Annotated in this window: 12 protein-coding genes; 11 read left to right on the top strand and 1 reads right to left on the bottom strand. The window is 42.8% G+C overall.

The window, feature by feature from the left end:
* Window positions 1-6: 6 nt before the first annotated feature.
* The 8 genes from H6G96_RS42430 (at window position 7) to H6G96_RS21555 (ending at window position 9505) form a co-directional block, all read left to right on the top strand.
* Window positions 7-138, top strand: a complete 132-nt coding sequence (locus H6G96_RS42430; protein ID WP_277883758.1) for a hypothetical protein — start codon at window positions 7-9, stop codon at window positions 136-138.
* Window positions 125-511 (top strand): sulfur transferase domain-containing protein, encoded by a 387-nt coding sequence (locus tag H6G96_RS21585; RefSeq protein ID WP_190913352.1) that lies wholly within the window; start codon window positions 125-127, stop codon window positions 509-511. Before H6G96_RS42430 ends, H6G96_RS21585 begins: the two co-directional genes overlap by 14 nt.
* A 202-nt stretch (window positions 512-713) precedes the next feature.
* Window positions 714-3122 (top strand): sucrose synthase, encoded by a 2409-nt coding sequence (locus H6G96_RS21580; protein ID WP_190913351.1) that lies wholly within the window; start codon window positions 714-716, stop codon window positions 3120-3122.
* A gap of 218 nt (window positions 3123-3340) precedes the next feature.
* Window positions 3341-6337, top strand: coding sequence for a beta-phosphoglucomutase (pgmB, locus tag H6G96_RS21575; protein ID WP_190913427.1), 2997 nt, complete (start codon window positions 3341-3343; stop codon window positions 6335-6337).
* A 111-nt stretch (window positions 6338-6448) separates the two neighbouring features.
* Window positions 6449-7798 carry an ATP-binding protein gene (locus tag H6G96_RS21570; RefSeq protein WP_190913350.1) on the top strand — a complete coding sequence of 450 codons (1350 nt, stop codon included), beginning with the start codon at window positions 6449-6451 and terminating at the stop codon, window positions 7796-7798.
* 234 nt (window positions 7799-8032) lie between these two features.
* Window positions 8033-8470: an Rrf2 family transcriptional regulator gene (locus H6G96_RS21565; protein WP_190913349.1), complete on the top strand. Its 438-nt coding sequence runs from the start codon at window positions 8033-8035 to the stop codon at window positions 8468-8470.
* A gap of 56 nt (window positions 8471-8526) precedes the next feature.
* Window positions 8527-8919, top strand: a complete 393-nt coding sequence (locus tag H6G96_RS21560; protein ID WP_190729038.1) for a pentapeptide repeat-containing protein — start codon at window positions 8527-8529, stop codon at window positions 8917-8919.
* Window positions 8920-9016: 97 nt separating this feature from the next.
* Window positions 9017-9505: a DUF2243 domain-containing protein gene (locus H6G96_RS21555; protein WP_190913348.1), complete on the top strand. Its 489-nt coding sequence runs from the start codon at window positions 9017-9019 to the stop codon at window positions 9503-9505.
* A 106-nt stretch (window positions 9506-9611) separates the two neighbouring features.
* Here H6G96_RS21555 and H6G96_RS21550 read toward each other — a convergent pair whose 3' ends face one another.
* On the bottom strand, window positions 9612-10895 hold the full coding sequence (locus H6G96_RS21550; protein ID WP_190913347.1) for an acetylornithine/succinylornithine family transaminase: 1284 nt from the start codon (window positions 10893-10895) through the stop codon (window positions 9612-9614).
* Window positions 10896-11320: 425 nt separating this feature from the next.
* Between H6G96_RS21550 and H6G96_RS21545 the strand changes: the two genes are divergently transcribed.
* The 3 genes from H6G96_RS21545 (at window position 11321) to H6G96_RS21535 (ending at window position 15248) form a co-directional block, all read left to right on the top strand.
* Window positions 11321-12340 carry a potassium channel protein gene (locus tag H6G96_RS21545; protein ID WP_190913346.1) on the top strand — a complete coding sequence of 340 codons (1020 nt, stop codon included), beginning with the start codon at window positions 11321-11323 and terminating at the stop codon, window positions 12338-12340.
* A 306-nt stretch (window positions 12341-12646) separates the two neighbouring features.
* On the top strand, window positions 12647-14026 hold the full coding sequence (locus H6G96_RS21540) for a P-loop NTPase fold protein (RefSeq protein WP_190913426.1): 1380 nt from the start codon (window positions 12647-12649) through the stop codon (window positions 14024-14026).
* A 4-nt stretch (window positions 14027-14030) separates the two neighbouring features.
* A complete protein-coding gene (locus H6G96_RS21535; protein WP_190913345.1) occupies window positions 14031-15248 on the top strand; it encodes a hypothetical protein in 1218 nt (405 codons plus the stop codon).
* The last annotated feature ends 15 nt before the right edge of the window (window positions 15249-15263 follow it).

Here is a 15263-nt window from a genome sequence, read left to right as displayed (position 1 = left end):
TTCTGCATGCCCAATCCTCGATCCCCAATTTCTTATACTTTGGTGATTTCCTCACAAGTTCCTCAAATTGCTTTGCTAAATTTAGAGCCTGAGCAACGTCGGCAAAATGGGGTTAATCCGGCTGATGAACATTATTAGGAAAATTAATGATGAGTTAGCGATCGCTGGACAAATTACACTAGATCAGCTGAAACAAATCGCTGATGAGGGTTATCAGTCTGTATTGAACTTACGTTTGCCCGACGAAACAGGCTTGCTGGCTAATGAACAGGAGAAAATAGAGCATTTGGGATTGTACTACGTTAACTTTCCAACTAAACCTGAAGACATTAATCATCAAGTTACGCTCCAGATGTATCAGATAATCACTGAACTACGCAAACCGATTCTGATACATTGCGATAACTCAATTCGTTCAGCCGCAATAGTATTGTTGTATATCTGCATAAAGCAGGGAATAACATTTGAAAAAGCCCTGCAAAAAGTTATTACATTAGGGTTGATAAGCTGATGCGCGCCTAAATTATATAAACACTGTTTACGGTCGTTAACTGTTGACGAATAGATTTGAAGCTCTTGTAACTTTTCATCCTAGAGCTAGACGCGGCTGGTTTTCATGGTCACATACCATTCAAGTAGGAATCTGCCTCACAGAACTGGAGACTGAAAAAAAATGAGGTCGTGACCTAACTAAAGTTCTGGGATTCGTCATCATGTATGAACTAGTTCAAGCTGTCTTCAACGGTGATGAAAAAACTGCTCTACATCAGTTGATTTATACGTTGAGTGCTTCAGGTAAGCATTACTTCCTGAGAAATGAGATTTTACAAGCTTTTGCCGATTACTGTCATCAATCGCAAAAGCCTGCTTATTTTTACTACTCTTCTTCTGTTGGCAAACTGATACAGTACACCCACGAAATAATTCTTGAAGAACAAAGTACCTGGTTCGTCGTTCGCCCCAAGATTGCTAACCAGGAAGTTTGGAAACTGACACCTGATAGTAGGTTTGAGCAGATGACACCTCAAGCGCTGCTAGATGTCAGAGATCGTTTAGTCAATCGCTACCAACCCCACATTCTCGAAATCGACCTCCACCCGTTTTACGAAAGTTCCCCAAGAATTGACGACCCCAGAAATATCGGTCAAGGTTTAGCCTTCCTCAACCGTTACCTGTGCAATCAATTGTTGACTGACCCCCAATATTGGGTAGAAATGTTGTTTCAAGCATTACAGGGGTTGCAAAATAATGGGATTCGGCTGCTGTTGAGCGATCGCATTCCTTCAGGTATTCACCTCGCCAAACAAATTAAGCTAGCGCTCAAATTGCTGAATCAGCTTGAGCCTGATGAACCTTATGAAAAATTCCGCTTCGATGTCCAAAAACTCGGCTTTGAGCCGGGTTGGGGTAACACTGCGGCGCGAGTTTCCGAAACCCTAGAACTCCTCGACCGACTCATTTACTCTCCAGAACCTGGCATCTTAGAAACATTTGTAGCCCGCGTCCCCGCCGTTTTTCGCGTCGTCCTCATTTCCATCCACGGCTGGGTTGGACAGGAAGATGTTTTAGGAAGAGATGAAACACTTGGTCAAGTTATCTATGTCCTTGAACAAGCCCGCAGCTTAGAAAACGAACTGCGTGAACAAATCAAACTCGCTGGTCTGGATGTGCTGGGTATGAAACCCCATGTGATTATTCTCACCCGGCTAATCCCTAACTGCGAAGGCACATTTTGCAACCTGCGTTTAGAAAAAGTCCAAGATACTCAAAATGCTTGGATATTGCGCGTTCCTTTTGGTGAATTCAATCCTGAAATTACCAACAATTGGATTTCTAAATTTGAGATTTGGCCTTATTTAGAAAACTTTGCTCTAGATGCAGAAAAAGAATTACTAGCTCAATTTCAAGGTAAACCTAATCTTCTTGTTGGCAACTACAGCGACGGTAATTTAGTAGCCTTTCTTTTATCTCGCCGAATGAAAGTTACCCAGTGTAACATTGCCCATTCCTTGGAAAAACCTAAACATCTATTTAGTAATTTATATTGGCAAGATTTAGAAGACAAATATCACTTCTCGGTACAATTTACTGCTGATTTAATTAGCATGAATGCAGCCGAATTTATTATCACATCATCCTATCAAGAAATTGTCGGCACACCTGACACCATAGGCCAATACGAGTCGTACAAATGCTTTACGATGCCGCAGCTTTATCATGTGGTTGATGGGATTGATTTGTTTAGTCCTAAATTCAACTTAGTACCACCGGGAGTAAATGAAAAGATTTTCTTTCCCTATAGCCAAAAAGAAGACCGAGATTCTAACCTTCGCACACAAATTTACGACTTCCTCTTTACCCGCGAAGACTCCCAAATCTTTGGTCATTTAGATAACCTTAACAAGCGACCAATCTTTGTCGTTGCTCCCATCACTTCAATCAGAAATCTCAGTGGTTTAGCTGAATGTTTTGGTCGAAGTCAGGCGTTGCAAGAGCGCTGTAACCTAATCCTTTTAAGTAGTAAACTGCATCCAGATGAAGCTACAAACCCAGAAGAAGCAGAAGAAATCCGAAAACTCCACGACATTATTGAACAATATCATCTCAATGGCAAAATTCGCTGGGTGGGGATGCGTATCCCTAGCAACAACATTGGCGAAGCCTACCGAGTAGTTGCAGATTATCAGGGAATTTATGTCCACTTTGCCCGCTTTGAATCCTTCGGTCGGTCTATTTTGGAAGCGATGATTTCCGGCTTGCCAACTTTCGCTACTCAATTTGGCGGCTCTTTAGAAATTATCGAAAACCAAGAGAATGAATTTAATGTTAATCCTACAGACTTAGAAGAAACAGCAAAGAAAATTTTAGGCTTTGTTGAACAATGCGATACTCATCCTGAACATTGGCATGAAGTCTCAGAATGGATAAGCCTGCGAATTCATAATAGATACAATTGGCATTTACATAGTAAGCAATTACTACAGCTTACTAAGATATTTAGTTTTTGGAACTTTGTTGCTCCAGAAAATAACGAAGCCAGAGATCGCTATATGGAAACCTTATTTCATCTCATTTATAAACCTAGAGCCGAAAAGATTTTGGAAAAACATAAGAGGGGATGAGGGAGTAGGGAGTGGGGAGTGGTGAGTGGGGGATGAGGGGACAAGGAGAATTAGAGACTGATTTATCACCTCAAAGACTTTTTCATCCACTTTAGAACTCTGTTCATCTTCCTCAAAGACTGATTCATCCACCTCTGAACTGGATGAATCCACCTCCGAACTCCGTTCATCCACCAAATTTCCTAATTCCCAATTCCCTATTCCCCATTCCCTACTTTATGCAAACAAAAGGTCATTCTCGCAATTTTATTTACACAGACTGGCTTTTAATCGAAACCCAGTTTGACCCCGATCAATTACACTCTAAAGAAACCGTCTTTACAATCGGCAATGGATACCTGGGAACAAAAGGTAGTTTTGAAGAAGGTTATCCTCATGCATTGCCAGCTACTTTTATCCACGGTGTCTACGACGATGTGCCGGTGGTGTACACTGAACTGGCAAATTGCCCTGACTGGCTACCTCTGGTAGTGATTGTAAATGGCGATCGCTTCCGTCTCGATCAAGGTGAGATATTGCGCTATGATCGGCAGCTTGATTTACGCTACGGACTTCTGTGCCGTTACTTGCGTTGGCGCTCTCCCAGTGGAAACACTATAGATATTAACTTTGAACGCTTTGCTAGTTTTGCAGATCAGCATGTGTTGGCGCAACGCTGTCATTTAACGCCAGTAGATTTTGATGGAGTAATCGAAGTTCAGGGAAGTATCAACGGCTATCCAGAAAACCAGGGTTTTAATCACTGGGAAGGACTAGATCAGGGCAAGACTGACCAAGGAATCTGGTTGCAACGCCGCACCCGCCACTCCCGGATTGAAATCGGTATGGGCGCAACCATGAAAATATCAGGCACTGAAGCATCTTTGCAAGTCAGTACCGCACCTGGTTATCCAACCTTGAGCATGACCTACCTAGCTAAATCAAAACAGACCGTAACCCTAGAAAAAATCGTGACAGTTTTTACCTCGCGAGATACTGAGACACCAGTTTCAGCAGCTACAGAAAAACTCGCGCACCTGCCAGACTACGCAACACTACTAAAAGCCAATGAGCAGGCATGGGATGAGGTGTGGCAGCAAAGTGACATCCTCATTGAAGGGGATAGCACAGCTGCTTTTGCTGTTCGCTACAATTTGTTTCAGCTGCTGATTGCTGGGTCACGCCATGATGACAAGGTAAGCATTCCTGCTAAAACTCTTTCTGGGTTTGGCTATCGCGGTCATATCTTTTGGGATACAGAAATTTTTATGTTGCCCTTTTTTCTGTTTACCCAACCAGCGATCGCCCGAAATTTACTTAGTTACCGTTGGCACACCTTACCAGGAGCTAGACGCAAGGCTTCCCATTACGGCTATAAAGGGGCAATGTTTGCCTGGGAAAGTGCTGATACTGGAGATGAAGTAACACCACGTTGGGTACTTGAAAATGATTTTTATGGTGAAGATGTGCGGATTTGGTGTCGCGATCGCGAAATTCATATTAATGCAGATATCCCCTACGCCGCTTGGAACTACTGGCAAGCCACTGGTGATGATCAGTGGATGCAACAACGCGGTGCAGAGATTATTTTGGATGCCGCTATTTTTTGGGGGAGTCGGGTAGAATTCAATCCTGAGCTACAACGGTATGAAATTCGGGGAGTGATCGGAGCAGATGAATACCATGAATTCGTCCACAATAACGCCTTTACAAATCGCATGGCGCAATGGCATCTACAGAAAGCGATCGCAATTTATGATTGGTTGGCTCACAAGTTCCCCGAACGAGCTACTGAACTAGAACAGAAACTCAAACTCACCCCACAAGAGCGATCGCACTGGCAAGACATTATTGCCAAAATCTTGTTTCTCCATGACCCATTAACAGAACTAATCGAGCAGTTCGAGGGATTTTTTCAATTAGAAGATATCAACTTAGCAGATTACCAAGGGCGCGATCGCTCCATGCAAGCCATTTTGAGTATTGAAAAAACCAATAAATGTCAAGTAATCAAGCAGCCAGATATATTAATGCTTCTTTATTTAATGCGGGAATCAGCAGATTTTCCCTACAACGAAAAAGCATTGCAGACCAACTGGGACTACTATGCACCCCGTACAGACATTACTTATGGTTCGTCCCTTGGCCCAGCAGTTCACGCCATTTTAGCTTCCGATTTGGGCAAATCAGCAGAAGCTTACGAAGTGTTTATGCAAGCGTTAATGGTGGATCTTGAAGATAACCGAGGTAACACCAGCGATGGAATTCACGGCGCTACTGCTGGTGGCGTTTGGCAAGCTGTAATTTTTGGATTTGGCGGCATTCAACTAACCGAAAAAGGCCCCATAGCCAACTACCATCTCCCTGATGGTTGGACACGCTTGAAGTTTAAACTGCACTGGCAAGGAAAATGGCACGACTTCGATCTACGCAAAGAACAAGTCACCCAAGATATAACTCGTCAACTAGAATATCTCCAACTTTCCCTCTCCCCAAATCCCCCAAATTTCCCCTCAGAAGTTTCTAAAAACCAGACTTCCCCCCCTGCCCTTTCATCTCCCCACTCCCCTAACATCCAAGGATTCATCTTCGACCTAGATGGTGTGCTAACAGATACAGCAGAACTTCACTATCAAGCTTGGCAAAAGCTAGCAGATGAAGAAGGTATACCCTTTAATCGGCAAGCTAACGAAGCGCTGCGGGGTGTATCCCGTCGTGCTTCACTGATGCATATTATTGGAGATAGGCCATATTCGGAAGCACAAATCCAGGAGATGATGGAGCGTAAAAATGGCTACTATGTGGAATTGATCCAAAACATGACATCTAAGGATTTATTACCAGGTGCGATCGCTCTCTTAGATGACCTGCGACAAGCTGGGATTAAAATCGGTATTGGTTCAGCTAGCAAAAATGCCCGGACAGTAATCGAGCGATTGGGGATTGCCGATAAAGTAGATGCGATCGCTGACGGTTATAGTGTACAGCAACCTAAGCCAGCACCCGACCTATTTCTCTACGTAGCCAAGCAGCTAGGACTCAAACCAGCGCAATCTGTAGTTGTAGAAGATGCCACAGCAGGCGTTGAGGCGGCTCTAGCCGGTGGTATGTGGGCAGTAGGACTCGGCCCTGCCGAACGAGTTGGAGCCGCTCATATTGTTTTGTCCAGCTTAGAAGGGGTCAAATGGGCAGATTTAAGAGCCAAATTAAGCAATATTGCCAGAAAAAAACATTGAGGCTCCAAAAGTTAAGCTTGTCCAGGTATTGAGGTTCCAAAAGCTAAGATTGTCCAAGTAGGGAATCTAAAATAAAACGGAAGTTTAGATATCCAAATTAGGAGTCAAAGCGTGAATTTGGACGAATTAGCCTTACAGATACAGAATATGCGTAAGCGCGTCGCCCTTTTGCAACGCCAGAGTGAACAGGAAAAAACACAGGAAGATATTGAAGTTGTCACCGCAGTATTAAAAGAAGTCCACTTAGCTTTGGAAAAACTGCAAAGAGCTAATGAAGAGCTACAGCAGCAGAATGAAGAATTATCCAACACTCAACAATCCTTGGTAGCAGAACGTCAACGCTACCAAGAATTATTTGAGGAAGTACCAGACGCTTATTTTGTGACTGATACAAAAGGGTTAATTCAGGAAGCTAACTCTGCCGCCACAACTCTGCTCAACATTTCTAAAAGTGGTTTGTTGGGTAAACTCCTAGGGATTTATGTGCTTGAGAAAGAAATAATTGCTTTTCATCTGAAACTAACTCATCTGCGCGATCATGCCGAAATTCCAGACTGGAAAATGCAAGAGTGGGAAGTCAACCTAAGACCATATAACAGAACGCCAATTATTGCTGCGGTTAAAGTGGTTGCTATCCGTAATCAACAAGGTAAGTTAGTTGGTTTGCGCTGGATATTACGAGACATTAGCGAAAACAAGCGAACCCAAGGCAAGCTGCAATGGGCAGAACAGGCGATGCGACAAGCGCTTGCCAAAGAAAGGGAGTTTAGCGAACTTAAATCCCGCTTGCTCACCATCACCTCCCATGAGTTTCGCACCCCTTTGGCTACCATCCACTCTTCTGCGGAATTACTAGAATATTATCGCCATCTCTGGAGCGATGAGCGACAAAATACCCACCTGCGTCGCATTCAAAAATCTGTGATGCACATGACTCAGTTGTTGAATGATGTATTGGTGCTGAGTCAAGATGAAACAAGTAAATTAGAATTTCATCCAACACCCCTGAATTTGGTGGAATTTTGCCGCGATTTGTTAGAAGAATTAGAACAGAGCGATCGCTCACAACATGTGATCGCTTTTAGCAGTAAGTGCCAATGTACCCCAGCTAACTTAGACGCGAAACTACTGCGGCAAATCTTGAGTAATTTACTCTCGAATTGTCTAAAATACTCCCCCATTGGTAGCACAGTTAAGTTTTCTGTCACCACTGCCAACGATCAAGCCATATTCCAGACTCAAGATTCTGGTATTGGCATTCCTCCTTCTGACATTGAACACATCTTTGAACCATTTCATCGTGCCAGTAATGCAGACAATATCCCAGGAATGGGGTTGGGAATGTCCATCGTCAAGCAGGCTGTAGATTTACATGGCGGCGAAATTTTTGTCGAAAGTGCGATCGGTGCAGGAACTACCTTTACAGTCATTCTGCCATTTTCGACAAATTTGCATGTATAACGGCACTAAGAATTTTGCTGCGCTTTAATTTTAATTACAAAAAGACGTACAATAATCAATCACTTTTATTTATCAAATTAAACATAAAATATAATTGCTTCTATCCTAAAAGGTCTTTAAACTAGAGTTAGCCGGTCAACAATACGTTGTTTGTAAAGTTTTTCTTAACAGTAGCTTAGGAAAACCAACTCAAATACTTTGTATATTTAAGTGTGAGTTTAAAATATTACGCCTGTGGTAATCTCTAACAAATCAGAATATGCACTTCTAGCCCTGTTAGAGTTGGCAACCTGCTACCCTAACGGTGAAGCCCTGCAAATTCGGGAGATAGCGGCATTGCAAGACATACCGAACCGCTATTTAGAACAACTCCTAGCCACATTAAGGCGTGGAGGTTTAATTAAGAGTATACGCGGAGCCAAAGGTGGCTATGTTCTGGCACGAGATCCCGGAAAGATTACAGTGTTAGATGCTTTTAGCTGTATGGAAGGCTCAGATATTGTTGTCTCTAATTGTGAGCCAACTCCCAACACGGTAGAAGGTGAGCTAATTCAGGAAGTCTGGCAGGAAGCACGTCAGGCTGCTAACTCAGTGTTAGAAAAATATACACTCCAAGACCTTTGTGAACGAAGATCAATGCGAAAGCAGAAGGAACTCATGTATTACATTTAGAAACAATAAAGTGGGAAATTTTTCATCCATCCTTAGTATGAAAGTAATAAGGTTATATGCCCGAAGTCAATTCTCAACAGCCCATAAATAATGCCGCTACTCTTGTGGAGAGTTATGGAGCGGGAAAACGGGACTTTAGTAAAGCAGAACTGGGTAATGCTGATTTGCAGGGCATCAACTTGAAAGGTTCTGACCTCAGTTATACTGACTTGAGTGAAGCCAACCTGAGTGGTGCAAATTTGAGGGGAACTGACCTAAGCTTTGCCGATCTTAATCAAGCTAATCTGAAGGATGCTGATCTTAGGGGAGCATTGTTGATGTCAGCGAATCTCCGCCAAGCTGATCTCAAAGGAGCGAACCTGCAAAAAGCAGACTACGATCGCAGCACTCATTTTCCTCAAGATTTCGATCCAGTGAAGGCGGGTATGCAGATCAAATCTGAAAATTGATGAAATTAAGTTCACTGAACTTACTTGCCTCAAGATAGAAGATGTTTCTCCCAAAAGAGTTGTATTTTGGAAAAAAAGCCTATCTATGAGGTTGACAATGGAGGCGAAAAGTGAAATCCTCAACCGACGCGCACCACTAATTACTGCTGGAATTTTTCTTGGTGTGGGTCTTGGAGGGTTTATTGATGGAATTGTACTGCATCAGCTCCTCCAGTGGCATCATATGCTTAGTAATATTCGACCTCTGAACAACACGGCAAATATAGATTTGAACATGGTATGGGATGGGTTATTTCATGCCTTGGATTGGGTATTCACCGTGATCGGAGTTGTCTTGCTATGGCGTGCCGGAGGGCGTGATGATGTTCCTTGGTCATCACAGACCTTTATTGGATCAATACTTATTGGTACTGGGTTGTTCGATTTTGTTGAAGGTTTAATTGACCACCAAATTCTTGGTATCCATCATGTAAAACCAGGCCCAAATCAGTTAGCTTGGGATCTGGGATTTCTTGCATTGGGTGCGCTACTTATTGTCATTGGCTGGATAATGATTAAAAAGGAGCCAGTAGTCAAAAGTCATTAGTCAAGCGTTCGCAATAATTTTATCGTCAAGTTAACTACCGTGAAGCTTGCTGTAGTTAGAAAAAGCGAGAGATAGGCACAAAGACTCATCCTCGCTTTTTGATTACCTAAGCTGTGAGAGTTGTAATCGCTTTGTCTACAGCTTCCAAGGCAGTGTTTACTTCCGCTTCTGTGACAATTAGCGGTGGCACAAACCGGACTACCTTTGGTCCGGCAGGTACCAGTAATACGCCCTCCTTAATGGCAGCATTGACGATATCTGCTGCGGTTAGTTGAATATCGGCTCGCAACTCCAAACCGTTGATTAAACCCCAACCTCGAACTTCACCAATGTGCTGAGGATATTTTGCTGCGATCGCTTTTAATCCAGTTCGTAACTGTTCACCCCTGTCTTGCACATTCTGCAAAATATTTTCCCGTTCCAATGTCTGGCAAACACTGAGTGCTACACCACACACAAAAGGATTTCCGCCAAAGGTGCTGGCGTGTTCCCCTGGTTGAAAAACATCACAAAATTTCTTGCTCATCATTGCACCAATGGGGATACCGCCACCTAAGCCTTTGGCGCTGGTGAAAATATCTGGTTCAACGCCGAGATGTTCATAAGCCCACAATTTACCGCTTCGCCCCATACCAACTTGCACTTCATCGAAAATCAATAAAATGCCAGTTTCATCGCAAATCTGCCGGAGCTTTTTGAAATACGCAACATCTCCCGGACGCACACCGCCTTCTCCCTGCAATGGCTCAATTAGAATTGCTGCTACACGGTAATCGCCTTCATCTAACTCGCTAATCGCCACTTCTACAGCGTTAATATCGTTGTAATTTACGTAGTGGAAACCAGGCATTAAAGGATCAAAATACTTTTGATACTTCGGTTGTCCCGTGGCGGTAATTGTCGCCAAAGTCCGTCCGTGAAAACTGGCATTGGCGGTTAAAATAATTGGTTTTTCAATGTCTAATACTGTGTGGGCATATTTTCGCGCCAGTTTAATTGCAGCTTCGTTAGCTTCAGCTCCAGAGTTGCAGAAAAATACGCGATCGGCACAAGAATTATCAACAAGCCATTTTGCCAATTCACCTTGTTCAGGAATGTAGTACAAATTAGAGACATGGTGCAGTTTCTGGATTTGGCGTGTCACCGCTTCTACCATAACTGGGTGGGCGTGTCCTAAAGTACAAGTGGCAATTCCTGCTACAAAGTCCAGATATTCGCGCCCCTGTGTATCCCAAACCCGGCATCCAGCACCCCTTTCTAAGGCTAAGGGAAACCGGCCGTAGGTAGACATGACAGCTTCATTAAAGCTATCTACATTAAAGGGATTAGATGTTACAGGCCCTGAATCTGGGGGGATGGTGGCTTGGTCAACGAGAGTTTGTAGGCTCACTACCGCTCCTCCTGAAAGTTTTTCATTATATAGTTATTTACTAGTTTCCTAGAAATCCCTAAAAAATACTTTTTATTTAGCACAACTCGTACTTCTTCTTAGGCTAACGCTTATATAACCTCGAACGCTTGGCGGTGGTGAAAAAAATTTTGTACTCAACACTTGAGCAAGAATTGGGGCAAGCTCTTGAGGCAACACTTCTCTACGAACGCTTCCATCTTGGTCTAACAAGTTAAAGATGAATATTTTTAAATCTTATGAGTATAGAGTTCATACTATTAGTTTGGATAACTTGTAGTTTGAATGTACTAAAAAGCACAAATGCGATAAAGTTAGTACAAAACTAAAAAAAGTAGGCTAAAAGTACTATTTTTACGTCATTCTCAACACTTGAGCAAAAATATCAACGTATCCAAAAGGAGTTAATGGTTGGGGCGATCGCTCTTGGCGGTGTTTTCTTCATTGGCACTTTGTGGTACTCGTTAGTAGAGGGCTGGTCATGGGAAGATGCAGCTTACATGACAGTGATCACTTTAGCGACTGTGGGATATGGAGAGACACACCCACTAAATAGCCGAGGACGATTGTTTACCATTGCCCTGATTTTGTTGGGTGTAGTCAATATAGGTTACATTGTCAACAGATTTACAGAAGCGATCATTCAAGGCTACTTTCAAGAAGGAATTCGGCTACAGCAACAGAGGCGGTTAATGGAATCCCTAACAGAACATTACATTATCTGTGGATTTAGTCGAACTGGTCGTCAAATTGCCAAAGAATTTCGGGCAGAAGCCGTACCTTTTGTAGTGATTGATTCGGAGATAGAATCTGTACAAAGGGCACAAACAGAAGGTTACACAGCATTCCAAGGTGACGCTACCCTAGATGACACACTTTTGAAAGTTGGTATTGAACGGGCGATGTGTATCGTTGCAGCACTCCCTTCTGATGCCGAAAATTTATACATTGTTTTATCAGCTAAAACACTGAATTCGGGAATTAGGGTAATTGCACGCGCAAGTACAGAAGAGGCTTTGCAGAAGTTACGACGCGGTGGTGCAGATCAAGTCATATCCCCCTATATTACTGGTGGGAAGCGCATGGCTGCTGCGGCGCTCAGACCCCAAGTATTGGACTTTGTAGACGGGATTTTGACAGGTGCAGACCGCCAATTGTATATGGAAGAATTTTTACTCGACCCGGCTTTTTGTCCCTTTGTGGGTCAAAGTTTGCAAAAAGCGAGATTGCGATCGCAATCTGGGGCATTAGTTTTGGCAATTCGCCGCCTTGATGGAACTTTAATCGGTGGCCCCACTGGTGATACAGTGTTAATGCCGGGTGATCGGTTAATTGGTATGGGTACAGCAGAGCAATTGCGTAGCCTTAACCAAATTCTCGGCCCAATTGGTTCTCAGGAATTGCGTAAACCGAAGAATAATAGCTGATAAAGTTATTGGGCATGGGGCAAAGAATTTATTTTTTTAGCGATGCCTTCGGCGGGCTTCGCCTACGCTTATTTATTTCACCTTGAATAAGGCTGAATTTCGTTAACATTCGCAACCATTAGTTAAATTATCCATTAGAACAAACCTAGTATAATTACGGGTAAACAGCCTAGATTATTCGTTGTAATTCGTAATTACAAATTATTTGGTTATGATACCAATTTAGAAAATGATGGCGGCAGTAGAGACGCAAAATTTTGCGTTTCTACTGTATTTAGTTAGTCATAAAAAAATGCAAAAACTATGATGAACTTGGATTTACAGAGATTCTTTGATGCCTGCGATCCCAGTAGAACGTTAGTCTTGGCTAATTCAGAGGATAAACTCTACTATATTGACTTTGCTAGTGTGCGGGGTGGCAAAATTATTGATGCTCTGAAGCGGACTATTACCCGATTATCCCCGAATAAACCTACCTGCCAGTTATTTACCGGACATATTGGTTGTGGTAAATCTACTGAGTTATCGAGACTGAAAACCGAGTTGCAAAGTGAGGGATTTCATGTAGTCTACTTTGAGTCCACCAAAGATTTGGATGAAACAGACGTAGATATTACAGATATCATGCTGGCGATCGCCCGGCGGGTAGGTGAAAGTTTAGAGCAGGTTAACGTTAATCTGCAACCCCAAGGTTTTCAATCTTTCCTCAATGGAGTCTGGGAGTTTTTGCAGACACCAGTATTAGTGACGGCTGAAACTGAGTTGATGGGAGCCAAAATCAAGGGTAGCACTGATGGTCAATTAGAATTTTCTCTCCCCGCAGGGATTGGCAAAATCACAGCCAAAACGAAAGATAGTCCTAAACTGCGTTCTAAATTAAGACAGTATTTGGAACCGCAAACGAATAGAATTTTGCAGTTTATTAACGAAGAGATTATCAAAGTTGCCACTGAGCAACTAAAGCAACGCGGTCAAAAAGGATTGGTGGTGATTGTTGATAATCTGGATCGAATAGACAATCGACCCACTTCATCAGGGCGATCGCTACCAGAATATCTTTTTATTGAGCGGGGAGAACAGTTACGCAAACTGAATTGCCATTTGGTTTATACTCTGCCCTTATCATTGATTTTTTCTAATGACTGCGAAGCGCTGAAAAACCGCTTGGGTGGTGGAGTTGACCCGAAAGTTTTGCCGATGATTCCAGTTCAACTCAGAGATGGAACTGAGTATTTGGAAGGAATGCAGCTATTGCAGCAGATGGTTTTGGCCAGGGCTTTTCCAGATATTCCGGCACAGGAGAGATTAGGATTAATTACAAAAGTTTTTGATTCACCTGAGACTTTAGAGCGGTTGTGTAGCGTGAGTGGTGGACATGTCCGAAACTTGCTAGGAATGCTGTTTCGTTGTCTCCAGGAAGTAGATCCGCCGATTTCTCGAAATATCCTAGAATCTGTGATTCGGGATGCCCGCGATCGCCTGGTACTTTCCGTTGATGATGAAGAATGGGATTTACTGTTTCAGGTAGTACAAGAACAGAGAGTCAAAGGAGACAAAGAATACCAAACCCTGTTGCGTAGCTTGTTCGTCTTTGAATATCAGGATAATCAAGGGCGCTGGTTTGCTCTCAATCCGCTTTTGACAGAAACGGCAAAATTTAAGTTGTGGCAACAGCTAAGGAAGTGAGATCATGTCTGAATTAGACGGATTAGAGAATATCTTGCCAGATAATGAGCGATCGCTGCAAACACTAGCACGCACACTCAAACTAACTCAAAAACGCTTTTCTTTAATTTTGGTGCGGTGCAATTACACTAGTTTGCAAGAGCAGATACTACAAAGGTTACGCCAGCAATGCAGTGTTGAATTTGCCGAATTAGTCCTACCGTCATCGACCACAAAACTTTATAGCAACATCTTGCACCAAGTAGAAGATCAGCCACCAGCCGCTTTGATGGTTTTAGGTTTAGAGTCAGTTGAAGCACTTGACGATCTACTTGTTGCTGCTAATAAAACGCGAGATAAATTCAAGAGCGATTTTGCCTTCCCCATAATATTGTGGGTAACAGATAGGATACTGCATAGATTGGGGCGGTTGGCACCAGATTTCAATAGCTGGGCTAGTCCACCGATTCAATTTACCATTGCATCTGATGATATGGTGAAATCCCTGCGCCAAAAAGCAGAGCAAGCCTTTAGTAGCGATGCTGACTTTAGTTTAGATGGTTTTGACCTCAAAGCCGTGCAGGACGATTTAGCTAGCGATCAGCAAGAATCAGATCCAGAACTCCAAGCTAGTTTGGCATTTATGTTGGGCTTGCTGGACTATAGAAATAATCGGCTAGATTTAGCGATCGCGCATTATCAACAAAGCTTGACTTATTGGCAGCAAAGTAACAATTTAGATCGGCAAGGAATATTACTGCTAAATATCGCCTTAGCTTATTACAGCAAAGCCGAACAACAACCAATAGAAAATCAAACTTATTGGGAAGAAACGAGAAGTTATTTCCAGCAAAGCCTAGAGATTTTTGAACAGGCTCAACATCTCGAATTAGTTGCTAAACATATTAATCAACTTGGGGAAGTTTTGCGCCGTTTAAAAGCTTGGCGAGAACTACATCAACTAGCTCATAAAGCACTAAAACTGCATCAAAACTATGACGCTCCCAAGCAAATTGCTCAAGATTATGGCTTTTTAGCACAAGTTGCCCTAGAACAGTCACGTTGGAATGATGCCCATGAACTGGCTCAAAATGCTCTAGAAACATTAGAGAAAATACCTAACTTTTTACCACAAGAACAGGGACAGTATCACTTTCTTTTAGCAAAAAGCCAGCGAAAATTGGGTCAACTTAACGAAGCTGTCAATACCTTAGAAAAGGCCAGAAATGAAAGTCAGCCTTAATATAATCCCCTGCTT

Source organism: Nostoc sp. FACHB-892, assembly GCF_014698795.1.
GTDB lineage: Bacteria > Cyanobacteriota > Cyanobacteriia > Cyanobacteriales > Nostocaceae > Nostoc.
The sequence above is the reverse complement of the archived record's forward strand: the minus strand, read 5'-3'. Positions and strand labels throughout refer to the sequence as shown.